25 protein-coding genes are annotated in these 25,041 nt (G+C 31.3%); 3 read left to right on the top strand and 22 right to left on the bottom strand.

Annotated elements, in window-relative coordinates; genetic code table 11:
- Positions 1-19: 19 nt before the first annotated feature.
- The 4 genes from NST87_RS07135 to NST87_RS07120 form a co-directional block, all read right to left on the bottom strand.
- Positions 20-1,909 carry a vWA domain-containing protein gene (locus NST87_RS07135; RefSeq protein WP_071562222.1) on the bottom strand — a complete coding sequence of 630 codons (1,890 nt, stop codon included), beginning with the start codon at positions 1,907-1,909 and terminating at the stop codon, positions 20-22.
- A 12-nt stretch (positions 1,910-1,921) separates the two neighbouring features.
- A complete protein-coding gene (locus tag NST87_RS07130; protein ID WP_019468792.1) occupies positions 1,922-2,713 on the bottom strand; it encodes an ATP-binding protein in 792 nt (263 codons plus the stop codon).
- Between the two features lie 159 nt (positions 2,714-2,872).
- A complete protein-coding gene (locus NST87_RS07125) occupies positions 2,873-3,076 on the bottom strand; it encodes a DUF6501 family protein (protein WP_019468793.1) in 204 nt (67 codons plus the stop codon).
- A gap of 23 nt (positions 3,077-3,099) precedes the next feature.
- Positions 3,100-3,909 (bottom strand): VOC family protein, encoded by an 810-nt coding sequence (locus tag NST87_RS07120; RefSeq protein ID WP_019468794.1) that lies wholly within the window; start codon positions 3,907-3,909, stop codon positions 3,100-3,102.
- 213 nt (positions 3,910-4,122) lie between these two features.
- Here NST87_RS07120 and NST87_RS07115 point away from each other — a divergent pair, with 213 nt between their 5' ends.
- Complete coding sequence (locus tag NST87_RS07115; protein WP_019468795.1) at positions 4,123-4,323, top strand: hypothetical protein; 201 nt, start codon at positions 4,123-4,125, stop codon at positions 4,321-4,323.
- 133 nt (positions 4,324-4,456) lie between these two features.
- On the opposite strand, the gene NST87_RS07110 is transcribed toward NST87_RS07115, so the two are convergent.
- From NST87_RS07110 to NST87_RS07090, 5 genes are all read right to left on the bottom strand, one after another.
- Positions 4,457-5,023 carry a dihydrofolate reductase family protein gene (locus NST87_RS07110; RefSeq protein ID WP_019468978.1) on the bottom strand — a complete coding sequence of 189 codons (567 nt, stop codon included), beginning with the start codon at positions 5,021-5,023 and terminating at the stop codon, positions 4,457-4,459.
- A gap of 193 nt (positions 5,024-5,216) precedes the next feature.
- Complete coding sequence (locus NST87_RS07105) at positions 5,217-6,224, bottom strand: Gfo/Idh/MocA family protein (protein WP_040029862.1); 1,008 nt, start codon at positions 6,222-6,224, stop codon at positions 5,217-5,219.
- A gap of 26 nt (positions 6,225-6,250) precedes the next feature.
- On the bottom strand, positions 6,251-7,396 hold the full coding sequence (locus tag NST87_RS07100; protein WP_040029863.1) for a Gfo/Idh/MocA family protein: 1,146 nt from the start codon (positions 7,394-7,396) through the stop codon (positions 6,251-6,253).
- Positions 7,393-8,286 (bottom strand): sugar phosphate isomerase/epimerase family protein, encoded by an 894-nt coding sequence (locus NST87_RS07095; RefSeq protein WP_071562221.1) that lies wholly within the window; start codon positions 8,284-8,286, stop codon positions 7,393-7,395. The genes NST87_RS07100 and NST87_RS07095 overlap by 4 nt, the downstream gene beginning before the upstream one ends.
- An 82-nt stretch (positions 8,287-8,368) precedes the next feature.
- Positions 8,369-9,235 (bottom strand): sugar phosphate isomerase/epimerase family protein, encoded by an 867-nt coding sequence (locus tag NST87_RS07090; RefSeq protein WP_040029865.1) that lies wholly within the window; start codon positions 9,233-9,235, stop codon positions 8,369-8,371.
- Positions 9,236-9,359: 124 nt separating this feature from the next.
- Between NST87_RS07090 and NST87_RS07085 the strand changes: the two genes are divergently transcribed.
- On the top strand, positions 9,360-10,238 hold the full coding sequence (locus tag NST87_RS07085; protein ID WP_340721478.1) for an AraC family transcriptional regulator: 879 nt from the start codon (positions 9,360-9,362) through the stop codon (positions 10,236-10,238).
- Between the two features lie 18 nt (positions 10,239-10,256).
- On the opposite strand, the gene NST87_RS07080 is transcribed toward NST87_RS07085, so the two are convergent.
- Positions 10,257-10,844: a LysE family transporter gene (locus NST87_RS07080; RefSeq protein WP_040029866.1), complete on the bottom strand. Its 588-nt coding sequence runs from the start codon at positions 10,842-10,844 to the stop codon at positions 10,257-10,259.
- 115 nt (positions 10,845-10,959) lie between these two features.
- Here NST87_RS07080 and NST87_RS07075 point away from each other — a divergent pair, with 115 nt between their 5' ends.
- Positions 10,960-11,508, top strand: a complete 549-nt coding sequence (locus NST87_RS07075) for a helix-turn-helix domain-containing protein (protein WP_019468969.1) — start codon at positions 10,960-10,962, stop codon at positions 11,506-11,508.
- Positions 11,509-12,646: 1,138 nt separating this feature from the next.
- Here the strand turns inward: NST87_RS07075 and sucB are convergent.
- The 12 genes from sucB to msrA all read right to left on the bottom strand — a co-directional run bounded on the left by sucB (position 12,647) and on the right by msrA (position 24,993).
- A complete protein-coding gene (gene sucB, locus NST87_RS07070) occupies positions 12,647-13,930 on the bottom strand; it encodes a dihydrolipoyllysine-residue succinyltransferase (protein ID WP_019468967.1) in 1,284 nt (427 codons plus the stop codon).
- A 13-nt stretch (positions 13,931-13,943) separates the two neighbouring features.
- On the bottom strand, positions 13,944-16,748 hold the full coding sequence (locus NST87_RS07065; protein ID WP_040029867.1) for a 2-oxoglutarate dehydrogenase E1 component: 2,805 nt from the start codon (positions 16,746-16,748) through the stop codon (positions 13,944-13,946).
- A 184-nt stretch (positions 16,749-16,932) separates the two neighbouring features.
- On the bottom strand, positions 16,933-18,288 hold the full coding sequence (locus NST87_RS07060) for a HAMP domain-containing sensor histidine kinase (protein WP_040029868.1): 1,356 nt from the start codon (positions 18,286-18,288) through the stop codon (positions 16,933-16,935).
- Complete coding sequence (locus NST87_RS07055; RefSeq protein ID WP_019468964.1) at positions 18,285-18,947, bottom strand: response regulator transcription factor; 663 nt, start codon at positions 18,945-18,947, stop codon at positions 18,285-18,287. The genes NST87_RS07060 and NST87_RS07055 overlap by 4 nt, the downstream gene beginning before the upstream one ends.
- A 476-nt stretch (positions 18,948-19,423) precedes the next feature.
- Positions 19,424-20,038, bottom strand: a complete 615-nt coding sequence (locus NST87_RS07050; RefSeq protein ID WP_019468963.1) for a phosphatase PAP2 family protein — start codon at positions 20,036-20,038, stop codon at positions 19,424-19,426.
- An 18-nt stretch (positions 20,039-20,056) separates the two neighbouring features.
- Positions 20,057-21,130, bottom strand: coding sequence for an undecaprenyldiphospho-muramoylpentapeptide beta-N-acetylglucosaminyltransferase (locus tag NST87_RS07045; RefSeq protein WP_019468962.1), 1,074 nt, complete (start codon positions 21,128-21,130; stop codon positions 20,057-20,059).
- A 10-nt stretch (positions 21,131-21,140) separates the two neighbouring features.
- On the bottom strand, positions 21,141-21,650 hold the full coding sequence (locus tag NST87_RS07040) for a GNAT family N-acetyltransferase (RefSeq protein WP_019468961.1): 510 nt from the start codon (positions 21,648-21,650) through the stop codon (positions 21,141-21,143).
- A 15-nt stretch (positions 21,651-21,665) separates the two neighbouring features.
- Positions 21,666-23,147, bottom strand: coding sequence for a S41 family peptidase (locus tag NST87_RS07035; protein ID WP_019468960.1), 1,482 nt, complete (start codon positions 23,145-23,147; stop codon positions 21,666-21,668).
- 158 nt (positions 23,148-23,305) lie between these two features.
- Positions 23,306-23,527, bottom strand: a complete 222-nt coding sequence (locus NST87_RS07030) for a YozE family protein (protein ID WP_019468959.1) — start codon at positions 23,525-23,527, stop codon at positions 23,306-23,308.
- Complete coding sequence (locus NST87_RS07025) at positions 23,527-24,030, bottom strand: PTS sugar transporter subunit IIA (protein WP_071560120.1); 504 nt, start codon at positions 24,028-24,030, stop codon at positions 23,527-23,529. The genes NST87_RS07030 and NST87_RS07025 overlap by 1 nt, the downstream gene beginning before the upstream one ends.
- Positions 24,031-24,044: 14 nt before the next feature.
- Positions 24,045-24,473 (bottom strand): peptide-methionine (R)-S-oxide reductase MsrB, encoded by a 429-nt coding sequence (gene msrB / locus NST87_RS07020; RefSeq protein WP_019468957.1) that lies wholly within the window; start codon positions 24,471-24,473, stop codon positions 24,045-24,047.
- Complete coding sequence (msrA, locus tag NST87_RS07015; protein WP_019468956.1) at positions 24,466-24,993, bottom strand: peptide-methionine (S)-S-oxide reductase MsrA; 528 nt, start codon at positions 24,991-24,993, stop codon at positions 24,466-24,468. Before msrA ends, msrB begins: the two co-directional genes overlap by 8 nt.
- Positions 24,994-25,041 lie beyond the last annotated feature (48 nt).

Genomic DNA, 25,041 nt, shown 5'->3' with positions numbered 1-25,041 from the left:
TTTATAAATAAATTACGTACTAAAAAGATTTTAATAATAATTTTTTTAGTAATGGTGCAAGGTGGCTTGGTAGATTTTCTACACCTTCAACGAAAATTGCATAGTTACCATAAATATTATGAATTGTTTCTTCAATGTCTTCTGTAATTGGATCTTGACTTAAAAATACATTAAAAACTTCAATACCCAATTTACGAGCTGTTTCCACTGCTTCATAAGTATCAAGAATACCATCTTGGCTATAATTATAAGCGGATGGCTCACCATCAGAGAATACAATTAGAAAACGCTGATTATGCGCTCTACGCATTAAACGTTCACTTCCAATTCTAATTGCCACACCGTCTCTATTATCATCTTGAGGTTCTAAGGCCATTATTCTAGGTCCTTCTCGTTTTATAGTTGATTGATCATAAGCTATAATTTCATCAATGATATTAGGTTGTTTTGTATCATCAGCATCAAATGCATCTTCATTAAATGCTAAAATTTCATGTTTTACGTTTAACGATTTTAACGTTTCATGAAATAAAACGACACCTTTGATTGTTTCAGACATTTTATCCTGCATACTTGCCGATGCATCCACTAACAATGTGAATGTTGCATCAAAAGTTTGGCTTAAATCTTGTTTTTTATAAAATAATTTATATTGATCATCAATAAACCAATTTAATAAATTTTTTTGTAATCGACCTTTGGTTAGATTTCGACGTTCATCTTGGTATTCTCTATCTATTGTTTTTTTGATAATTTGTATCAAATCTTTTGTTTCAAATTGTACTTCGTTTTCAACTTCGTGATATTCATTTTGATATTCAGGTCGTATTTCAGGTACGTTCCATTTAACATCAACGTTTGCATTTATGCCTTTTAATGCAAAAGTAGAATTATTGCCGATTGATCCGCCCTCATCACTTTCTATTTGGTTTGTGGAACCTTTACCTTTTTTTGTTTGCATATCTGTCATATCATCACCACTGTCACCTTCTCTAGCAGTGTCATTATCGCCAATAACATCACTATTTTCACCTTCATGAAGTTCCATTTCTAAATATGCACCACCTTGTGAAGCACTATCTTGATGATTGGATTCAATATCCTCGCTGACACTCTCTTCATCATGATCATTGTTTGAAGCATTATCAGTATTACTTGCATCTGTTCGTTTTAAATCTTCAAAATTAAGTTCATGAATTGCTTCATATACTTTTTTAGGTAAATGATAATATTCATTTAGCATATCTTCGTTTAAGATATCATCAATTTGAAACATGATCCGTTCAGCTAAGTACATATTATCCTCAGAAGAATCATTATAGAAAAAATTAGGCAGGTATTGATACATATTTAACAGAATATCATCAATTTGTGGACCAATTTGAGGTACGTCGTAAAAGTTTTCAGTTAAAAACGAAGATTCCAAATATAAAAAGAGCAAATCTGTAAATGTTTTTTTTGTTTTATATACATTAATTTGAGTACGTGTATAGCTTAATCTAATTTCATTACGCATGTGAATTGCATCTTTGGTAGATGGTCGTTGCTTAACAATTTCGTTTAATATTCTTTTATCTTCTAGTAATTTAAACAGCTGTTGGAAAAATTTTGGATGCTTAAACGTATCATTGTGAATGACTTTGTTGACTACTGTTTCATCCATCAATTGGTAGCCATAAGCTGCGAGCATAACATCTGTTTTAAGCCCTGTTGTTTCAATATCTTTTTTTCTATGTGACCAAAAAGAACTCGTTATTAACATATTATTGATTGGATCGTAATATGGGAATTTTTGAATTTTAACTTGTGTTTGTTCATTTTTAAGTAATAATCGAGCTAAATCTTGCAGCATCATCACTTGCTTTGCATCCAGCTGTTCATCATTAAATAATATAAAACGATCGCTCATAAATATCCCTCACTAAAAATTTAATTCTACCGCATTTAATATCGCTTGTTGCTCACGTTCGTCCTCTAATTTATCAATAATTGTACGTTTGATGGCACGTTCTATAGGCATCACGGTAGCCAAATCACTTAAATCGATTAAAGCACGTATGCTCGCTGCTTCTTCAGATATTTGACCTTGTTTTGTCATTGTTCGTAAATCTTCATTAAAATTGATGATTTTTTGTATTGTCGTATCATCTGCTAATTGGCTTTGATCTTTAATCACATCACTTAATATATCCCCATCAATATAATCTACTTGAATGACTATAAAACGGTTTTTTAGTGCTTCGTTCATCGGTAATGTTCCAATATAGCCCTCATTTATTGCAGCGATAACATTAAATCCTGGAGCAGCATTAATCACTTCGCCAGTGAATGGATTTGTTAATTTTCTGCGGTAATCTAATACACCGTTTAAAATTGGTAATGTTTCTGGTTTTGCCATGTTGATTTCGTCGATATAAAGAATATGGCCTTCTTTCATCGCTTTGATTACTGGTCCATCAATAAATACAATTTCTTGAGTACCGTTTTCATTTGTCTGTATAGTTTTAAAACCTAATAAACTTTCAGCATCTAAATCTACTGAACAATTGACTTGATGCATTGGTCGCTGTATTGTTTCACTTAAAGTCTCAGCTAGCTTTGTTTTTCCTGAGCCCGTTGGTCCTTTTAATAAAATGTTTTTATTTAATGCCATCAATGATTTTGCATCATCAAATACTGTTTCATCTTTATTAATATATTGTGATTTCGCCATTGTTTCTTACTCCTTTAAAATTAAAATAAGTTATAAAAAATCCATATCATTAAAAATAGACCGGGGCTTGAATAATGTTTGATATTATAGCCCTAGTCTTATTAATTTAAGCAATATTTAAAGTGCACATTTTCAATAGTGCATGTGTCATACTGTAAATTATACCTCTTTAAAGTAGGTTTTAAAGTAGCCACCAACAAGTCCAGAGTTGTCGATGATTTGATAATATTCTTCAGTTTCATTTATTACATCATATTGTTGTCCCACAGTTAACATATCAGAGACTGTGAACTTTTGTGCATCTGTATGTGTAACTTCTACTTTTTTAATGGGTGTATGATCTTTCCAAGTTTCGTGTAACATTTCTAAAAATCCTCTCTTTTTTATTATGAAGTTTCTAAGGTTAAAATGAATGTAATACCACTTTTTTCAGTGATTCTTAATGATCTTTCGCCTTCTTGATCTAACGTTTGATAAGGTATTCCTATGGATTCAAGTTCTTCAATAGTCTTTTGAAATTGTGATTTAGATTCTATTCCGAATTCAATTTGTTCTAATATACCATGTTCTGGCATTAAAATTTCCTCGTTTGAAGCGTAAACATGTAGCTCACCACCCAAACCACCATCACCTATACGAAAAACTTGTATTTTAAAATCAGCATGTTCACTAGGCGTATATTCTGCAAAATGTTCTAGGCCAAATACTCTAGTTAAAATAGATTGTGTGAGTACAATATCATTAACTTTTAAGATTACAGGTCCTAGCCCTTGAATCTGATGTAATGGGTTTACATTACTTTCGAATGTAGGTATACCTAATGGGGTGCCAGAGTTATGTTCATTGGAATAAATATTAAATGTTTGACCATTTTGATCTTGGAAATTGAAGTATTTATGGCCATTTAAATCTGTAGGTGAACTGAAAGAAATTTGATGTTGTTTTAAAATAGATTGATATTCTTCAATTCCTTCATCACTTGGAACCCTCAATCCGATATTTTCAATATGGTTGTTATTGTTAATATAGTTTGGTACTTCTACAAAATGTATACGTGTACCTGAATTTAATTCAGCATCACCAAAACGTAAAGCTTGTCCTTTATCTGCCACATTTAATCCAAGTATGTTTGAGAATAACTCTTTGGTTTTACTTAAATCATTTGTCCCTGTAGTAACACTTCTAAGACCATTCATTATATTAACCCCTCTATTCATATCTTTTCAATACATTATAACTTATTTTTCATGTTATTTGTATGATGAAGTATCTGATTGTGATTGTATTTACAAAATTGTAATTTTTAAACATTGGAGGATTAGCAGAAATGTATTAATATAGGTATATAATAGGAATAATTATTTTATATGTTCAAATATTTATTTTAGTTACTAGAGGAGGTTGTATATATGATTGGTACATGGATTTTATTTGGTGTCACAGTACTTATTGCAGTTTATTCAGGTATTACTTTCTTTTCCAATATAAATAACAAAGCAAAACAGCAAAAAGCAAGCAAAGAAAGTATAAAGAAAAATAATATTTACGGCATTGTTTTTCTAGTGTTTTTAATTCTTGCAATTATTGAACTGTTTGTATTTATTGCTTAAATAAAACGTTTTAAAATAGTCAAGAATATAAATGACAATAACGGTTGAAATCGTAAATTTCAAATAAATAAAGGACGCATCCATTTACTACGGATGCGTCCTTTATTTTGAACATGAGATTAATATCTCTACTCTATTTTTCATCTAGTTTTTGATAAATCATTTGTACTACCCCACTTTTATAAACATGTGTGTCACACAAAGCTATGTTTACACGATTTTGAATATGTTCAAAAAGTGGTTTGCCAGAACCTAAAATGACTGGGTGGATTGAAAGTCTATATTCGTCAATTAGGTTAAGGTTTATAAAAGTTGTAATAATTTTTGAGCCGCCATAGAGCCAAATATCTTTATTGCTATGCTCTTTAATTTTAAAAACCATTCCACTGATGTCGTCACTATTAATATATTTTGTTCGATCTTTATCGTTATAATGTTGGTTAGTAAACACGAATTTATGCTTGCTATGAATTTGGTCCCACATCGTTTTATCCCCAAATTGATCGTCCTTTAAATTTGGCATAAATTCGCCCCATAAATCATAACTTTTCCTACCATATATAATGGTATCAATTTGATCTAAAAAATGATTGAAGTTCATTTCTTCATCCATGATGCACCAATCAACTTCTCCATTCGGTCCTTCTATATATCCATCCAATGAAATCGCTAAATCTAAGATAACTTTATTTGTAGGCATCGTGATTACTCCTTAATTTGGTAATGTTTATTATAGTTTATAAAATTACTATTTACAATAAATCAAAGGATAATAAAACCGGACAGAAATCAATATCAAAAGATTTCTATCCGGTTCATTAATTAAATTGAATAAGTATGCTTTTAATCGCTAATGGCCATGTTCCACAATAAATCAAAATTTAATTTGTATGTTAAACACTAGTAAAATGAATTGTCTCATTTGTTTGTGAAGATTTTTGTATCGCATCAATGATTGCAATAGACGGTAATGCGTCATTTACGTGTACATAATTTTGGGTATTTTCATAAATTGATTCGTAGAATTGATTTATGAGTGTCCCATGGCTTGGTCCATAATACGATTTTGTACCTGGTAGCTTTTTATCCTCAATAATATGGATTTTGTAACCTTCTTTATTGACACGTGTAAGTATATTATCTTTAATTGTAAACTTTTCATTTTTAAAAATGACTTGAAGCTCAATACTTGAATTTCCAAAATTAGCATTAGTTGCAAAAAACATACCATTTGCTCCATTTTTAAATTTTATATGAGCAGAAGCAGTATCTTCTACTTCGATATGATAATCTAACAACTGTGATACATTGCCTTTAAGTGTATCAACAGGACCGCAAAGTAATTGTATTAAATCCAACGTGTGAATGGCTTGGTTAATTAATACGCCTCCTCCAGCGGTATCTAATTTACCGCGCCATGGTTTATCAGTATAATATGATTTGGGTCTGAACCAAGTAACGATTCCTTTTATACCAATAATGTCACCAAATTTGTTGCTTTTTACTATTTGTTGTAAAGTTTGAAATGTATCATTGAATCTATTTTGAAAACACACACATATTTTAGTATCTGGATTTTTTTGTTCTAATTGTATTAATTTTAATCCTTCTTTAGCATTGATTGATAAAGGTTTTTCTTGCAAAACATGTATACCTTTTTCTACACAGGCAGCAGTCACAGATACATGCAAATGATGCGGCAAGCATATATGTACACAATCTAGCTCTACTTCCTCCAACATATCTTCAAAATCTGTAAAAAAAAGAGCGTTGGGTACTTTAGCTTGCAAGGCTTTATCTATATCACATGCAGCAACTAATTTTACATTGGAATTTGTCTCTATCGTGTTTAGATGTATTGCTGAAATATCACCTAGTCCTATAATTCCAATTTTCAACATATTACCAGCTCCGATTTTAAACTTTTTTAATGTGCTTCGTTTTGAATTTGTTTATTTAATGCATCCTTAAATTCTGAAGGATTTACTGGAACTGTTACTTCTTTACCTGTCCAACTTGATAAATAAATAGCGTTTACTAGATTCACGCCGTTTATACCATCTTTTCCAGGTGCAATTAGAGGCGTACCGTCAATGATATTAGCAGCGAAATTTTCTAATACATTCATATGTTGTTCACCCCATACACTTTCAAATTCAAATGTTTCTTGTTCATAAATATTTTCTAAACCATTGCCTTTAAAAATTTCAGCTGCTTCTTTCCAAGACATATTTCGATTCATTTGTGTCTCGGATGCTTTCAAACGTGTCAATGTTATTGTTTTACTATCTTCAACTAATATTTTCCCTTTATCACCTGTGATTTCTAAACGGTCGGTGCCAATGATGTCATGGGTACATGTAATGAACACACCTGTCGCACCATTTCCATAATCTAGTATGGTTGTAACATCATCATCAACTGCTAAATCACGCTGATAGCCATATTTAATATTTGAAAACACAGATTTTGGCATACCACATAGCCACTGTAATAAATCACTTTGGTGTGGTGCTTGGTTTACTAAAACGCCTCCACCTTCTTCTGACCAAGTTGCTCTCCATGAACTTTGATCATAGTAAGCTTGAGGACGCCACCAAGTAGTAATAATCCAATTCGTGCGACGAATATTTCCTATTTCACCGGCGTCAATGAGTGATTTTACTTTTTGATAAAGTGGATTTGTGCGTTGATTAAAGAATATAGCAAATGTTAAGTGTGGTTTGGATACTGCTAATTCACTTATTTCTTTTACTTTGTCAGCATAAATATCAGCCGGCTTTTCAAGTAAAGCGTGAATATCTCGTTTTAAGGCTTCTTTACCTATATCAGTATGCAGATAATGAGGAACGGTTGTGACAATTGCATCAACATCCCCACTTTCTAGCATAGCGATATAATCATTATAAAATGGTACATTAGGGTACTTTTTTTCTACTTCACTTTTCTTTTCAGTATCGATGTCACAAATCGCACCAATTTCGATTTGTGGTATTTTACCAGCTTTAATAAATTCAGCATACGTACTACCTTGAGCGCCAAAACCAATAATGCCTAAACGAATTTTTTTCATTGTGTACTCTCCTTTTTATTGATATTAGATAATATTTTTAAAAGTGCTTCATATTGCATTTTGTATCCTTCTGCGCCATCTTTTGCAGCAGAATTTTGAATTGTTTCAGTTGAATGTTCTAATTCTAAGTCTTTAATAGCATCAAAAACCACAAGGTGAGGTTCAAGTGTTAAGAAACCTTGATAACCTGATTCAAAAAATTGTGTTAAGATACTTTCAATCTGACCATCACCTGTACCACAAAGTACATTAAAATTATCTTTATATACTGCATCTTTAATGTGTATATACGCTATGTCGTCTGAAAGTAAGTCATAACAGTCTTGTGTATCTTCTCCACATTGGACAAAGTTCGCAAAATCAAATATCGCCTTGAAATATGGAGAGTTTACTTCATCAAGAATAAGTTTACATCGGCGAGCAATATCACCGAAAATATCTTTTTCATTTTCATGTAACAGTATAATATTGTATTGCTCAGCGATTTTTGCAAATTCTTTTAATTTTGAAATCACAATACCTTTATAAGCATCAAAATTGTCCTCTTTAGGAATGTAAAAACTAAATATTCTAATATACTGACAATTGAGCAATTGACTTATTTCACATAATGTTTTGAGTGTTGCTAATTGTTTTTTGAATGCATCTTCATCGTTTATATAAATTTTACCTATTGGTGAACCTATAGAAGAAACGTCAATATCCCATTGCTTTAAGCGAGGAAGTACATCTTTCTTAATCATTTCTACTGAGTGATCGCCAATGTTTTTATCATTAATACCACGCAAGGAAATATAGCTCATTCCTAACTCATTTACCGTTTTTAACTGTGTCTGAAAATCTGAAGCGATTTCATCTGAAAATCCAGAGATCTCAATATTTTTAAGCATCGTATCAACATCCTTATTATTTTTGGTAGCACTTACTTATTCGGTGATAAATAAGCACATATTTCTTATTTAAAAGCATATGTTAAAACCAAGATTTATAACCTAAATCATATAAATGGTTACGGCTAATTGTTAAACAATCATATGGATCTTCGCCGTATAGTTCGTCTTGTTCAACAAAGAAATATTCGCTGCCACTCTCACGTCCAATTTCAATAATATCTTTAAGCGGTAAAGTACCTTTTCCTAATTCAGCAAATTGAGTAATCATATGCAACATATAATATAATTTTTCATGACCTTCACCAGGATATTGCGACATATCTATTTCGCCTACACGATAATCTTTAAGATGTATAGCACGAATACGATTCGCATATTTTGGTATGACCTCTATGGGATTCAGCCCTGCTCTCCAAATCCAATGTATATCTAACTCGAAACCTAAATAATGAGTATTGTCTCTCATTAAATCAAGCATAAACTGTCCATTGTATTGAACAAATTCTAAATTATGCGCATGATAGTATAAATCTATTCCTTCTTCTTTAAGCTTTTTAGCATAAGTTTCACAGATTTCAGCAAATTGTAAGGTGCTTTCTTTAGAGCCCATATAGTTAATTGGTAACATACCTATTCTCAATATAGAACAGTTTACAGCTTTACAGTCTGCTACAATTTTATCGAAATCATTTTGCAAAGTATCTCCAGGATATTTTTGTTTAGCAGATATATCCTCTACACCACAGGACATTGCTGCAATATTCATACCGAAATCATTAATGGCTTGTTGCATTTCTTCAATGTTTTGTGAATTCATGTCGATTTGAGAAATCTCGACCGCATTATAACCTAAATCGCTGACTTTCTTCAGTACGTTATATAATCCTTCTTCTTGTACTTTTTGTTTGAGCATCATCATTTGAACGCCAATTTGTGTAGATGTCATATTCATTCTTCCTTTCAAAAATAATTATATTTTAGTGTTATAATATAATTATAATTTGAGGGAAAATTAACAACATTGTAAATCATGGGAAAAAGTATGTTTTTTGAGCAGGAGGGATATGTTCATGAAAAATAGAGAAGAATTTGTCCATCAATTTGATACAATTTCATTACCTTTTGAAGGTAAATACGCCGCATGGCACAGAATAAGTGATGGCCATTTTGGAAATGAATTACACTATCATGATCATTATGAAATATTTTTTTCATTATCTGGAAATTTACGTTATACCATAGAAGGTCAATCTTTTAATTTAGAGGTTGGATCAATGCTTATTATTCCACCGTATGAATTTCATCGTTTGGATGAACAAATGGATGGGCATGCAGAGCGTATTGGATTGAGGTTTGATGCCAAAATATTAAATGAACTTTCTGTAGAAAATTGTGATTTGAGCGTGTGTTTTGATAAATATTCATCTAAATTTAAATATCTATTGGAGTTATCGGAATATCAAAAAAGAGAATTATATTATTTGTTACAAGGTCTAATTAATGAACAAGACAATCAAGCTTTTGGTAAAGATTTAGCAGCTAGATCTTTACTGACACAGTTTTTAATCATACTTAATAGAACAGCAATAGAAAATAAAGGTATCGTTGATTATAGTGATGACCCATCTAGTCACTTAGTTAGACAGGTATTAGATTATATGGAATTGCATTACAGTGAAGATATTTCATTAGAGCAACTTGAAAATAAGTTCTTTGTAAGTCGACATAAAATAACACAACAATTCACAAAACTGGTTGGTTATCCACCTTATCGTTATTTACTAAATTTACGTTTACGAAATGCGCAAAGATTATTAAAAAAAGGAGAAAATCCACAACAAGTAGCAACGAATTGTGGTTTTACTGATTATTCGAATTTTTACAGAAGATTTAAAACATCATATGGTTGTAGTCCGCGCGAATTTTTACAGCAATATGATAATCATTAACGTAAAATTATCTTATTACTAATGCATTAAAATATTCAGAGCAACATAAACTAATAAACCAGCCATGACAAAATTAAATAAGCGCTCATGTGTTGCTATAAATGATTTAAATAAGGTGCCTAAAACACCCCAACTCAAAGTGCCAAAAAATCCAATAACAGCCAATAAAATAATAAATGGTAATTGTTCTAGCCAATGTGTATAAACTGGTGTAATAAAAGTGGAAATCACTGTTAAAGCATAAATGATTCCTTTAGGATTAATGAATTGTAGCATTACACCAGATTTCAAACCACTTAGCTTGTGATTAAAAGTTTGTTTCGTCCTATAAATAGAACTCATGGAAATTTTAAAAGCTAAATAAAGTAAATATATAAATGCAAATATTTTCATCAATAATTCAATTTTAGGGAAAACAGCATGCATTGTTGTGTTAAATATATTAGATAGTAATAATAAAAATAGGAAACCTAATCCTACACCAATTGAAAATCGCAAACTACTTTTGAAATTAAAATTTTGAGAAAAAAATAATGCCATAATATTATTTGGTCCAGGTGTGAAGCTTGCTACAACGGCATATATAAGCATAGATATTGTTAACATTGTAAGCCCCCCCCCTATTCTCAAAAAACATTATAACGTCTGAAATTACGTTATAATGTTCGGACTTTAAAGTATATGCTTTGTACGTTATATTGTAAATAGAGGTGTAAAATTGATGAGAGAAATAAATGATATTATTGCTGAAAATTTAAAATTATATAGAAAACAAAATGGATATTCGTTAGAACAATTATCTGAAGCCACTGGTGTAAGTAAAACAATGTTGGGACAAATAGAACGTAAGATATCTATTCCATCTATCACTACATTATGGAAGATAGCAAATGGTTTAAAAATATCTTTTACAGAATTAACACAAGAAAATGGTAATGTTATACAGAAAATAAATTTAAATGAAATACAACGTTTAAACTCAGAAGATAATAAATACAAAGTATATCCTCTCTTTAAGTTTGATATTGAAAAGAAATTTGAAAGCTATATGGTTATTATTGAAGATGAAGGACGAATGAATGGATCACCCCATGGATCAAATACTATGGAATATATCACAGTTTATGAAGGTACCTTAACACTTATATTAGATGGGGAAACTTTTGTTATTCATAAAAATGAAGCTATTAAATTTAATGGAAATATGTTCCATCAATATATAAATCAACACGACGTAGCTGTACGATTACATATGACTATTCATTATTAATATGTAATAACATAAATTGATTGAAATGACTGTTTTTATAACTTTTCATGTTTGATAATATGGATATGTTTAATTTGTTGAATTTAGGGAGGACAATATTATGGGCAATCCTCAAATGAAAGATTTAAAACCACTTGAAATAATATTGTTAATAATAGCTACAATATTATTTGTTTTTCATATTTTCATAAGCTTTAATATCATTCATGTATCTGTTCGATTATCTATTTTAAGTCTAAGTTTATCTATTTTTATTTTGAGTTATATATTTTTAAAACAAAATTCTAGTGTCACTGGCTACATCTGCTTAACTTGTGCTTTATTATTAGTAATATTATCCTTCATATAAAACAAAAGTACCTAAATTATTTGGGTGTTTTAAGAAATAAGACAAGTCTTTCGCTTTAATTTGCGAAGGATTTGTTTATTTTCTATTTATATAGTTATTTCAAAAATAGTAGTAGTCTTTCAGACCATAACTTGTACTTTTACTAGTTGCATTACGATTTTTTAATATTCATAGTAACACAAATTAGCGTGGTATCCATAGAAACTTTGTCAAGTCCTCTATATCACGCTCATCGCATACTATGCTGTTCTTTTGCATCACGCAATCTTCTCTCTGTTGTTTGACTTCGCATTTTATATTGATTTTTTCTGTGTCCACAAATCTTCAATTTTCAACTATATCTAAATCACCTTAGACATATTGAATCATTAGATATATTAAGATACACTTTCAACTTCAGGACAAATATAAATATCATAATGTTCATCGTAGATGAAATATTATGTTCTGAAAAAATATTTTTTTCTTTAGGTATCGCATATGGTATTGGCAGTGATTTATGTCGACTCCTGCGGGAATAGCACTAGCCGAAGACTACAGGTTAAGGAAGTGCCAGCGGAAAGCGTGCATAAAAGAAACTGCCGACAAAGTCGGAGGCTTTGTCGACAGGCTGAATGCACCTAAATTATAGGTGCTTTTGTTTTATATTCAAATTTTACAATGACTTACACCAATAAAATTATACTAAAGCGCGCATTTGAATTTTATTAAAAAATGCATAAATACATAAAAATACAACGACGCTGAACGCCGTTGTATTAGGGTTAGTAAACTATTTTGTGTTGTGGATTAAGATTCTAATAGTAAATCTTCAGGATTTTCAATTAATTCTTTAATAGTTTTTAAGAAACCTACTGCTTCTTTACCATCGATGATTCTGTGATCATAACTTAACGCAATGTACATCATCGGACGGTTTTCAATTGTATCTGCATCGATAGCAATTGGACGTGTAATAATAGAGTGCATACCTAAAATCGCAGCTTGGCTACCATTAATAATAGGTGTAGACATCATTGAACCAAAGATACCGCCATTGGTAATAGTAAACGAACCATTTACCATGTCATCTAAACCTAATTTTTTATCACGCGCTTTGATAGCTAAATTAGCGATTTCATCTTCAATTTCGGCAAAGTTTTTCTTATCACAATCTCTTACAAATGGTACTAGTAAACCATCATCTGTAGATACTGCAACCCCGATGTCATAGTATTGTTTAGTAATCATGTCTTCACCATCAATTTCAGCGTTTACTTCAGGGTATTTTTTCAAAGCTGCTACTGATGCTTTTGTAAAGAATGACATAAATCCGAGTTTTGTGCCATCATGATCTTTAATGAACTGTTCTTTTTTACGTTTACGTAGGTTCATCACATTTGTCATGTCTACTTCATTAAATGTTGTTAACATCGCTGTATTATTAGATACTTCTAATAATTTTTTAGAAGCTGTTTTCTTACGGCGAGACATTTTTTCTCTGATAACTGGTTTTGTTGGATTTTGTTGAGCTGCTTGTTTTTTAGGTTCTTCTTTTGTTGATGATTGTGCAGCTTGTTCATTTTTATTATTTTGTGTTTGATCAACATGTTCTTTTCTAACAACGTCATTTGATTGTGTTGTTACTTCTGATAAGTCAATGCCTTTTTCACGTGCATATTTACGTGCAGATGGTGTCGCATTCACACGTTGTCCTTTATCTTGCGAATCGTCAGTAGCGCTATCATTATCCTTTTGAGATGCTGATTCTGATTGTGATTGCTCTGATTCTTTCTTATTATCAGATGCTTGTGATTCAGAATTGTCTTGTTTTGGTGCTTCTGAATTATTATTGCCACTTCCTTCGCCTACAACAGCGATAGATTGACCAACTTCTACAGTATCACCTTCATTTGCAAGTAATTCTTGCAATACGCCAGCTTCTTCAGAAACAACTTCGACGTTTACTTTGTCTGTTTCTAATTCAAGGATAGCTTCACCTTTATCTACACTATCACCGACTTGTTTTAACCATTCTGCAATGGTACCTTCTGTAATGGATTCTGCTAATTCTGGAACTTTTACCTCTGGCATGCTTAACTTCCCCCTAGTTAAATTTTGTGCTTTGTTCGATTATCATATTTTGAACAAGTTTGTGTATTTCTCCATCACCTTCAGCAGGAGCTGAACGTTGAATACGGCCATGATAACTTAAATCATATTTATCAGTTGTTAATTCTTTTAGATATGGATAAACAAACGACCAAGCGCCTTGGTTCTTAGGTTCTTCTTGTACCCAAGCTACATTTTCTAAATTAGGTAGTTCATTTAGTAATGTTTCAATTTCTTCAGCTGGGAATGGATACAATCTTTCCACGGCAACTAATAAAATTGAATTGTTTGGATTTTTTGCTAAATATTCTTTTAAATCAATAAACATTTTACCTGAAGCTAGGATAACTTTTTTAATAGCATCCTTATCGTGTTCTTCTGGTAAAATTGGTTCAAATTTTCCAGATGTAAATTTATCGATTGGATCAGCAACCGTTTTATTACGTAAGAGACTCTTAGGAGACATTACCACTAGTGGTCTCATTGATTGTGTACCTAAGCTAGCAGCTTGAGCTCTCAGTAAATGGAAGTAGTTGCTTGAGCTTGATAAGTTAACTACTGTAGCGTTATTTTCTCCAGCTAATTGTAAAAATCTTTCTAGACGTGCCGAAGAATGTTCAGGGCCTTGCCCCTCAAATGAATGAGGTAAGAATAGTGTTAAACCTGAACGTTCGCCCCACTTGGCTCTAGCACTAAATAAGAAGTTGTCGAATATCATTTGAGCCATATTAGAAAAATCTCCATATTGTGCTTCCCAAATTGTCATGCAGTCTTTATTTTGCACATTATAACCATATTCAAAACCAACAACCGCTGCTTCTGATAGTGGTGAGTTACGCACTTCAAAAGTTGCCTTTTGTCCTGGGACATTGTGCAGTGGGATATATTCTTCACCTGAATCAGGATCGTGAAGTACGGCGTGACGGTGACTGAATGTACCACGTTCACTATCTTGTCCAGTTAGACGAATAGGTGTACCTTTTTGAGTGATTGTTGCGAAGGCTAATTGTTCTGCTTGAGCCCAATCAACTAATCCGTCTTCACTCTCAAAAGGTTCTCTTCTTTTCTCTAAGACTTTATTTAATTTTTTTAGAACATTAAAGTTAGATGGATATGATAGCATTGCATCATTAATTTCTTTAAGTTGTTCATAACTTACATCCACATCGACACTTTGGAGTGGTTCTGCAAGACTATCTGGTTTTTGCATATCAGGATTATCCATCTTGTCGTTTTTATCTATTTCATCATGAGCGGCACGGAGTTCTTTTTGAACTTCATCAAAGATTTGATTCATTTGATCTTCAGAAATAATATTATCTTGAACTAATTGATGACCATAAAGTACATCAACAGGGTCATGTTTTCGAATATTGTGGTATGGTAACGGATTGGTAATGGATGGTTCATCCATCTCATTGTGTCCATATCGACGATATCCAACCAAATCAATGACAACATCTTTATGAAATTCTTTTCTAAACGCCATAGCAATTTCAATTGCCTCAATAGTTGCTTCAACATTATCTGCATTAACATGCATGATAGGTACATCGTAACCCTTTGCAACATCAGATGAATACGTTGTGGAACGACCATCTTCTGGCTCAGTTGTGAAGCCAATTCTATTATTAGTGATGATGTGAAGTGTACCGCCTGTTGAATAGCCATCTAAATTTTCCAAATTCATGGCTTCGAAGTTAATACCTTGCCCTGGGTACGCAGCATCACCATGTATTAATATCGGCATAGATTTATGGAAATCAGTGTGAACAGCTCCAGATTTATCAGTATCATCTTGATTTGCACGTGTTTTACCTAAAACAACTGGTGCAACTATTTCAAGGTGACTTGGGTTATTCGCAAGAGAAATACGTTGTTCACTGCCATATGAATTTGTAGTTTTGACACCACCTAGATGGTATTTCACATCTCCTGACCAACCTGAAGTTAATTCTAAACTGCCATCTTTCGGTAGGAATTTCATTGGATCAGTATGCATGAATTCTGAGATCATCATTTGATACGGTTTTTCTAACACATGTGTGAGTACATTTAATCTACCACGGTGGGCCATACCGATTTGTATGTTTTGAATGCCTTCATCACTAGCAAGTCTTAATGTCTGTTGTAACATAGGAACTAGTGTATCTACACCTTCTATGGAGAAACGTTTTGCGCCCACAAAATTTTTGTGTAAATATTTTTCGAAGCCTTCTACATGTGCTAAGTTTTTAAATAATTCAATCTTTTGATTATCGTTTAATGTTGCTTTGTATGGTGTTTCTATTCTACGTTTTAACCATACTCGTTCCCTATTGTTATTGATATGTGTATATTCAAATGCAATAGGGCCTTTATAACGTTTTTCCATACGAACAATAGCTTCATAAGCATTATCGTAAATATCTTTAAAGTGTTCAGATACGATACCTGCTGAAATTGATTCTAATGTTTCTCTATCCAAATTAAAATCTTCAATATTTAATTTAGGAAGATTTTCTCTTACAGGTTTGTTAACTGGATAAATATCTGCCAATAAATGCCCATATTGACGTATGTTATCTATGAGACGCATAACACGTTTAATCGTGCTATCAGCTTTAGTCGCAGTTTGTTGACCTTCAGATGTATTTGTTGCGATGTTTGCTTCACCGTTTTTGATTGTACTAAATAGGACTTGTAAATCTTCAGGGACTGAAGCTGGATCATTCAAATACAAATCATATAAATCTAAAATGTATCCAAGATTTGCCCCGAAATTTACAGGTGCCTGGGTAACCTGACTTTCGTTGCTCATATTACACCCTCCACAAAATAGTTAAAACGCTTACAAATCAATAATAGCATTAAATATAACCAAATTAAAGTGTCAATAACTAGTTATATGAAAAAAGCAGAACCTGATTTTATTTGGCTCTGCTAATTGTATTTTCATTTTATAGCGTAACATATTTTCCGTCGAATTAGTAACCGGTTTAAAATCAAAATGTGATTTTAAATGTCGTGTATTTTCCTACTTCACTTTCTACATGAATCGTCCCATGATTTAATTCAATGATTTTTTTAGCAATCGATAAACCTAAACCGTTTCCTCCTAATTTTCTAGAACGAGATTTATCTACTCTATAGAATCTATCGAAAATAAAATCTATATCTTCTTTTGGAATACCAACACCGTGGTCAGTGATTTCTATTGATATTTGTTTGTTTCGCAGATTTGTCTGAATTTGAATATATTTATTAACTTGATCATATTTCATAGCATTATCAATGAAGATAACTAATACTTGTTCGAATTGATAACGATCTATTTTTATATTAAGCGGTTTATGATACGGTTCAAATTCAAAAATATAATCTTGATGTAGCTGTTTTAAAGATTTAATTCTAGAAGTTATCTCTTGATTAATTTCTACGCTTTCTGTTTCGTTTTCTTTACTGTTGTTATTATCTTTTGTTAATAATAATAATTCTTCAACTAATTTTGTAATTCTAGTCATCTCTTCTAAGGATATATCGAGAGATTCTTCAAGAATTGCTGCATCTTTTTTACCCCAACGCTGTATCAAATTCAAGTGTCCTTGAATAATTTGTAATGGTGTTCGTAGTTCATGAGAAGCATCTTCAACAAATTGTCGCTGTTGATTAAACGACTCTTCCAATTGAAACATCATTTCATTAAAGGTAACAATTAAATTATCTGTTTCTTCATAATTTGTAACTAGATCAACTTTTTCTTGGAAACCATCACGACGAATTTGCTGCATTTTATTAGACATTAAGATTAAAGGTTTTGTAATTTGTGCAGAAAAGAAGTAACTTACCATTGCAGTGATAAAAGTAGCAATAATGCCAAATATGAGTGCAATAAAATATAGCGAATTAACAAGTGCATTATAATTTTCTAAAGAATGAATGATTACACTATATCCTTTAAAGTGTTGCGTATTAATTCGATTTGTAATAATTAAATAATCGTTGTCATGATACTTTTTTATCAAAGCAGTATTGATTTCTTTTGGTTTGAAATTGGGTGAATAAACGATATTGTTATCATTTGAAGTTTCTATTTGTTTTTCACCTTTTTTATCAAAAAGAATCACTTTTTGAAAATTACCTAACGATGCATTTAAATCTAATGGCGTAATATCATTCAATTGTTTCGTTTCGAATAGTTGAACGATATCAGATGAACTTCTTTCTGCTTCGCTAAGTTCATTGTGACGTAATGCATTACTTAGAAAGAATATAATAATTAAACTAAATATAAAAATTGTTGAAAATGTAATGGTTGTTGTGATAATCATCCACTTGGTTTTTAGTTTACGCTGTTTCATTTTCTAACCACATACCCCACACCACGTACAGTTTCGATAATTTTATCTTTGCCATATGGTTTTAGCTTATTTCTTAAATAGCGTATATATACATCAACAACATTTGTTTCAACTTCTGAATCATATCCCCACACATCTGCGATAATTTGCTCTCGCTGTAATACATGATTACGATTTTCAGCCAATAAGGTCAATAAATCATATTCTGTTTTCGTCAAATCTAATGTATTACCATCTACAGTGACTTTAAAGCCATCTTTATCTATAATAATGCCTTGCATGTCTATGATGTTTTTTTGTGGCTGTCTACGCAACATTGCCCTAATTCTTGCTAATAATTCTTCAATATCAAATGGTTTTACTATATAATCATCTGCCCCATAATCTAATCCTGCTACTTTATCGTAAGTGTCACTTTTAGCTGTGATAATAATTATAGGAGTGGCTTTATTTTGTCTTACTTGTCTACAAATTTCTAAACCATTAATATTAGGTAACATCAAGTCTAACAAAATTAAATCGTAATCATTGGTTAAAGCTTTTTCTAACCCAGGTTTGCCATCATATTCAATATCTACTACATAATTTTCGTGTTCTAATTCTAGTTCAATGAAACGAGCAAGATTTTGTTCATCTTCAACAATTAAAATTTTTGTCATTGCTTACACCTCAAAATATATAATATATGAAATAACTGTTTATAGAAAGTAACAGGGTATTAAAAATGCAATAAGATAGTGAATATAATTAAGTGTAACAATGTTGAAATAAAAGATTAGAAAAATTTTTAAAATCTAATTGACAATTATTCTCAGTATTGTATAATGTAATTGAAAATGATTATCAATACTACATAGACATTCCCCCCACACATATTTGTTTTAGTAGGAATGATCATTTTCGTAAATATCCCCTTTTATATGCCCGTAAAAGACTAACGTTGTAAAACAACGTATATATAAAAACCGGTTTTGCAGTGTAAAATCGGTTTTTATAATAATTTTTGACACAATTAAATTAAGTTTGAGATAAAATTATTTCAGACGAATTTAAAAAAGGCAATTTCTATTTTTGTATAGAAATTGCCTTTTTCTCTATTTTAATATGATTTAACTGCTCAAAGTATAATTATTAATTATATTTTTAACTTGTGTCTTAATATCAATGTTGATAAAACGACGCAAAAAGCACCACCAATAATACCAGCAATGATATCTGTAGGATAATGCACACCTAGATATACTCTTGATGATGAAATTAAAATAATAAATAGTGCTGAAAGACCTATCATTATCCCTTTTGTTTTCCCTTTTAAGACACGATTAGCAATGTAAATCGTACTGCCAAAGAAAGCAGCTGAGCCCATGGCGTGTCCACTTGGAAAACTAAAACCAGAGATATCTATAAGTCTTAATAATGTAGGTCGTTCTCTATCAAATATATTTTTTAATAATGGATTTAAAGTACTTGATAAACTCATAGCTATAGCAAAGAAAAGTGCCTCTATATTTAACTTTTTTAGCATTAAATAGGCAATGAGTAATAATGATAAACAAACCATTGCCCATACTTCACCGATTTTAGTTACTCCTAAGAAAAATGTGGTAGTTATGAAGCTTTCAGAAGAATATATAAATTCGTAAACTTCATTGTCTATCCATTTTCCTAATCTAGATTCATGGAAGGATGCAATAATGCCAAAAATTAATGTAAAAATAATGAGTAGACTTATTCTTTTCCAACGACTCATTGCGTATCCTCCCTATTATTAGTTATTTGCATCTTTAACAATTTTATGAAATAAATCTTGGCGTGTAAAACTTTCTTTGTATGTTTGCATTTGAGTGATGATTGATTCACGGTGTGTTTCAATATCTTTTAACTGATCGATAAGTTTATGTTCAGTTAAAGTGTCTTCTGGAATCGTTCTTCCAAAACCTTTAGATTCAAAATTTTTCGCATTGTCAATTTGATCACCTCTAGATTGGTCAAGACCTAAAGGAATTAAAAGCATTGGAATTCTTAATGCTAAGAACTCATAAATAGCGTTTGAACCAGCACGGCTAATAACTGTATCTGTTATCGCTAATAAGTCAGTTAAATCGTCTTTAACAAATTCAAATTGAACATAACCTTCTTTATTCGTTAAGGATTGGTCTAACAATCCTTTACCAGTTAAATGAATGACTTGATAATTTTTTAATAATGCATCTAAATTATCTCTAATTATATCATTTAACTTTTTACTTCCAAGGCTACCTCCCATGATTAATAAAACTTTTTTATCATCTTTAAATTCTGTTAATTGATAGCCTCTATTTTTATCACCACTTTTTAAATCTTCACGGACTGTAGCACCTACAAAATCTGCTTTGTCACTAGGAAGATATTGCAATGTATCTTCAAAGGTCGTATAAATCTTTTTAGCAAATTTTAAAGCAATTTTATTTGCTAAACCTGGTGTTAGATCAGACTCATGTATGATTGTTGGAATTTTTAAAGATTTAGCAGCAATAACTACTGGCACAGATACAAAACCCCCTTTTGAAAATAATAGGTCAGGTCGTTCTTTTTTTAATATTCGTCTTGCATCGAATATACCTTTTAAAACTTTAAAAATATCTTTGATATTTTCGAAAGAGATGTATCGTCTTAATTTACCACTTGAAATTTTATGGTATGGAACCTCTGGTAATTGAGATTCAATCATTTCTCGTTCCATACCATTTTTTGAGCCAATATAAAAAGCTTCATGTCCTTCTTCTAAAGCTGTTGGAATCAAACTAAGATTTACAGATACATGTCCAACAGTACCGCCACCCGTAAATGCGATTTTTGTCATATTATTACCTCTATTCTTCTAATTTTTTATAATAGGCATAGAATGGTTCTCCTTTATCGAAAGGAGGATAATCAATATTTACTTCACCTAATTTGATAAAGCCAAATTTTTGGAATAATCCTTGAGCACGTTTATTCAATGCAAAAGTGTCAGTTAACATTACATGTACATTATCTTTTAACGCAAGGTTAACAGCAAAATCAAATAATTTTGTTGCAGCGCCTTTATATTCTGATGAGGCTGCTAATCTGTGAATAACGTATGCATTTTTTCTATCAATTGGCCATGCCAGTTCATCATACCATTCAGATTGTTGTTGGTCGACAACTATAAAAGCATAAATTATCTCATTTTCTTCTAGTACAAATAGTGAGTCTTTACTAATATCTTCTTTAAAATGTGATTTTAATGGATATTGTTCATCCCATTGTGTATTATTTTCTTGTTTCATTATTGATTTTGCTTCTTCTACAATCGTTAAAATAGTTGGTAAATCATTTATAGTACCTAATCTTATCATGGCAGTTTCACCTCTTTAATTTAATTTATTTAATAAAGTTTTTAACACAGTATCTTCTTTATTAGCTTTATTAACTAAAGCTTGAGTGAATTTATCATTGGTTTGTTTGTCGAACTTTCCGTTAACTGTTAAATTATTATCTTTTTGGAATGATTTAACTGCCTCTACTAAATCGTTATCAAAGTTTTTAGAGTTATTATTAGTTTCATAGTTTAATGCAGATAGACCTATTTTTATTGTTTTTATATGTTTGTCTTCATCACCCAATTGGTAAGTTTGTGTATTAGGTATGACATTTAATGATTGATATTCGGGTTCTTTAATTTTTGTATCAGGTGTAATACCTTTTCCATGAATATAATGGGATTTTGGTGTTAGCCATTTCATATTCGTAAATTTCAATAACGAACCGTCGTCAAATTCATGTGTTGTTTGTACAATACCTTTACCAAAAGTTTTTGAACCGTATACTTTGGCTTTATTATAATCCATCATTGCACCTGTAAATACTTCAGATGCACTGGCTGACCCTTTGTTTACTAAAATTGAAACATCCATATCTTTAGCTTCTTTGGTAGCGTCGTTCGATGTTTTTATTTGTTCTTTCTGATCGCCTTTTTCAAGTTGAACTGCAGTTTTACCCTTATCTATGAAAATATTCACCATTTTTACAGCTTCATCAAGTAATCCACCGGGATTATTACGTAAATCGAGAACAATTTTTCTAATTCCATCTTTATGTGCTTTAATAATTAAAGATTTTAACTCACCTGATGTACTACTTTGGAATTTATTAATTGTAAACACACCAGTATTTCCATGTTTTTCATATTCTACACTCTTAACGTGTATCTTATCTCTTTTAATAGTGATTTCGTGTGCTTGATTCGCTCTTTCAATTGTTAGTGTAACTTTTGTTCCTTGTTTTCCTCGCACTTTTTTGACAATAGCTTCAAGTGGTTGTCCTTTAATAGACTTACCATTTACTTTAGTCACTACATCTTTAGGTTGAATGCCAGCTTTTTCCGCAGGGGAGTTTTTCATCGGACTTGTTATTTGAATTTTATCTCCTTTTTTTTGCATTTCAGCACCGATACCAACAAAATCACCTGAGACATCTTCATTAAACGATTTAGATTCCTTTTTTGTCATATACTCTGAATATGGATCATCTAAATCTTTAACCATCCCTTTAATTGCAGATTCAGATATTTTTTCTGAATCAGTATTTTTATAATACTCTTTATTTAAAATACGATAGACATCTTCAACTTTTTTCATTTCTGTTTTTTGACTTCCATCCAGTCCACTTGTCCAATGCATGATTGCTATGGTTGCAAAGACTGTTAAAATTGCTGTTATGAGCACAATACTTATGATTGTTAAAATAAAATTTTTACGTTTAAAGCTCAATTTTTTAGTGGGCTGGTTGTTATTTGCATCGTCAGTTTTAGTTTCTTCGTTGTTTTCATTTTCCATGTCTGATCTTTCCGACATTTTATCACTTCCTAAATATATGTATAATTCAAATCAAAATTTTATTGATTTGAAAATAAAAGTAGCTGGGATTGAATCATTAAAGATTAATCCCAGCTCTCTATGATACTTTATTATTTTAATATACTTTACTATATTCGCTCAAATATAAACTAAGACTAAAATTTTAACCATTCAGTATATTCTTCATATAAACTATCGAAAACAGACATTGAAACGGTGTAACTTCCTTGCATTTCAATGTAATCTGATAGTGCATGAAAATCTTTTTCCTGTCGTGGAAAAGACAAATCATCAAAAATTTCTTCTGCTAATTCGCCTTTTTCATCTTTTCGACCACGTGCTGTTAATGCAAATTGATAAAATGAATGATCTTTCATTAGTTCATTGTCACATCTATAATTTTAGTTTCACCTTTAGTTACTGAAGTTACATCGTCGGCAATTGCAATTGATGATGTGTTGTCTGAGTTTGTAACAATAATCGGTGAAATAACTGATTTAGCATTTTCTTTAATATAATCTAAATCAAAACGTAGTAGCGGGTCTCCAACATTAACAGTATCGCCACTTTCAACTAATACTTCGAAACCTTCTCCATCCAGTTGTACTGTATCTAAACCGATATGAACAAGTAGTTCAAGTTCATTATCAGCTTGTAAACCAATAGCGTGTTTTGTTGGGAAAATATTATCTACTTTACCATTGATTGGAGAAACAACTTCACCGTCAGTTGGATTCACTCCGAATCCCTCTCCCATCATTTTTTGTGCAAAGACTGGATCTGGAATATCTTCTATTTTTACATACTCTCCTGTAATAGGTGCATATACACTTGTTTCTTTGTCGACTTCTTTACCTTTACCAAATAATTTTTTAAACATGTCTTGTTCGCTCCTTATTTTTCAAAATGTGGTATTAAATCTTCATAGCCTAATTCTTCTAGTTTGTCATATGGTATGAATTGAACGGCAGCAGAGTTAATACAATATCTTAAACCACCGCTTTCAGTTGGACCATCGTTGAAAACATGTCCTAAATGACTGTTTGCATCTTCAGAGCGTACTTCTGTCCGTACCATACCAAATGTTTTATCAACAAGCTCTATGATTTCTTCATCATCTAAAGCTTTTGAGAAACTAGGCCAACCACAGTCTGATTCAAATTTTTCTTCTGAAGTAAATAAAGGTTTACCAGAAATTTTATCAACATAAATCCCTTTTTCAAAATGATTCCAATACTCATTTTGAAAAGGAGGTTCAGTTCCGTCTTCTTGTGTTACCAAATATTCTATTTCGGTTAAATCGTTTTTATTTTTTTTAATCATATTGTTTCCCCCAATGCTTTTCTATAAAACTTTTACGACCAGAACCACGCTGATATTGCTCATAATGTAGTGGATTCTTTTTATAATAATCTTGATGATATGATTCAGCAGCATAAAAGTTTTTGTATGGTTTTATGGGTGTAATTACAGGGTTGTTGAATATTGCCTGCTCATTTAACTCTTGAATTTTTGCTTCTGCAGCCCTTTTTTGCGCTTCATTATGATAAAAAATAGCTGGTTGATAATGTTCGCCTCTATCAAAAAATTGACCGCCGTTATCCGTAGGATCAAAAGTTTTAAAATAAACATCCAAAATGTTTTCGAAGGTAGTGATTTCAGAGTTATATGTGATTTGTACTGCTTCTACATGACCGGTTTGTCCACGGCTAACATCTTCATAAGAAGGATTTTCAACATGTCCACCACTATAGCCAGAAACAACATTTTCAATGCCTGGATAAGATGTGAATGGTTTTACTAAACACCAGAAACAACCTCCAGCTAATGTCGCATATGCCATGGTATACCTCCTTTTTTTATCTTGTCATTAAGTTATCATTAATTTCAG

It is taken from the genome of Staphylococcus sp. FSL W8-0271 (genome assembly GCF_038006605.1).
Lineage (GTDB): Bacteria > Bacillota > Bacilli > Staphylococcales > Staphylococcaceae > Staphylococcus > Staphylococcus cohnii.
The sequence above is the reverse complement of the archived record's forward strand: the minus strand, read 5'-3'. Positions and strand labels throughout refer to the sequence as shown.

Coding starts and splice junctions, on each gene's coding strand:
- sucB (WP_019468967.1), bottom strand. CDS start 13,930: ATGCCAGAGGTAAAAGTTCCAGAATTAGCAGAATCCATTACAGAAGGT.
- msrB (WP_019468957.1), bottom strand. CDS start 24,473: ATGATTAAAAAAAATAAAAACGATTTAACCGAAATAGAATATTTGGTA.
- NST87_RS07055 (WP_019468964.1), bottom strand. CDS start 18,947: ATGACAAAAATTTTAATTGTTGAAGATGAACAAAATCTTGCTCGTTTC.
- NST87_RS07035 (WP_019468960.1), bottom strand. CDS start 23,147: ATGTCGGAAAGATCAGACATGGAAAATGAAAACAACGAAGAAACTAAA.
- NST87_RS07105 (WP_040029862.1), bottom strand. CDS start 6,224: ATGTTGAAAATTGGAATTATAGGACTAGGTGATATTTCAGCAATACAT.
- NST87_RS07095 (WP_071562221.1), bottom strand. CDS start 8,286: ATGCTTAAAAATATTGAGATCTCTGGATTTTCAGATGAAATCGCTTCA.
- NST87_RS07125 (WP_019468793.1), bottom strand. CDS start 3,076: ATGTTACACGAAACTTGGAAAGATCATACACCCATTAAAAAAGTAGAA.
- NST87_RS07085 (WP_340721478.1), top strand. CDS start 9,360: ATGAAAAATAGAGAAGAATTTGTCCATCAATTTGATACAATTTCATTA.
- NST87_RS07050 (WP_019468963.1), bottom strand. CDS start 20,038: ATGAGTCGTTGGAAAAGAATAAGTCTACTCATTATTTTTACATTAATT.
- NST87_RS07025 (WP_071560120.1), bottom strand. CDS start 24,030: ATGTTTAAAAAATTATTTGGTAAAGGTAAAGAAGTCGACAAAGAAACA.
- NST87_RS07045 (WP_019468962.1), bottom strand. CDS start 21,130: ATGACAAAAATCGCATTTACGGGTGGCGGTACTGTTGGACATGTATCT.
- NST87_RS07075 (WP_019468969.1), top strand. CDS start 10,960: ATGAGAGAAATAAATGATATTATTGCTGAAAATTTAAAATTATATAGA.
- NST87_RS07120 (WP_019468794.1), bottom strand. CDS start 3,909: ATGAATGGTCTTAGAAGTGTTACTACAGGGACAAATGATTTAAGTAAA.
- NST87_RS07100 (WP_040029863.1), bottom strand. CDS start 7,396: ATGAAAAAAATTCGTTTAGGCATTATTGGTTTTGGCGCTCAAGGTAGT.
- msrA (WP_019468956.1), bottom strand. CDS start 24,993: ATGGCATATGCGACATTAGCTGGAGGTTGTTTCTGGTGTTTAGTAAAA.
- NST87_RS07110 (WP_019468978.1), bottom strand. CDS start 5,023: ATGCCTACAAATAAAGTTATCTTAGATTTAGCGATTTCATTGGATGGA.
- NST87_RS07090 (WP_040029865.1), bottom strand. CDS start 9,235: ATGACATCTACACAAATTGGCGTTCAAATGATGATGCTCAAACAAAAA.
- NST87_RS07060 (WP_040029868.1), bottom strand. CDS start 18,288: ATGAAACAGCGTAAACTAAAAACCAAGTGGATGATTATCACAACAACC.
- NST87_RS07065 (WP_040029867.1), bottom strand. CDS start 16,748: ATGAGCAACGAAAGTCAGGTTACCCAGGCACCTGTAAATTTCGGGGCA.
- NST87_RS07030 (WP_019468959.1), bottom strand. CDS start 23,527: ATGAAAGATCATTCATTTTATCAATTTGCATTAACAGCACGTGGTCGA.
- NST87_RS07040 (WP_019468961.1), bottom strand. CDS start 21,650: ATGATAAGATTAGGTACTATAAATGATTTACCAACTATTTTAACGATT.
- NST87_RS07115 (WP_019468795.1), top strand. CDS start 4,123: ATGATTGGTACATGGATTTTATTTGGTGTCACAGTACTTATTGCAGTT.
- NST87_RS07130 (WP_019468792.1), bottom strand. CDS start 2,713: ATGGCGAAATCACAATATATTAATAAAGATGAAACAGTATTTGATGAT.
- NST87_RS07080 (WP_040029866.1), bottom strand. CDS start 10,844: ATGTTAACAATATCTATGCTTATATATGCCGTTGTAGCAAGCTTCACA.
- NST87_RS07135 (WP_071562222.1), bottom strand. CDS start 1,909: ATGAGCGATCGTTTTATATTATTTAATGATGAACAGCTGGATGCAAAG.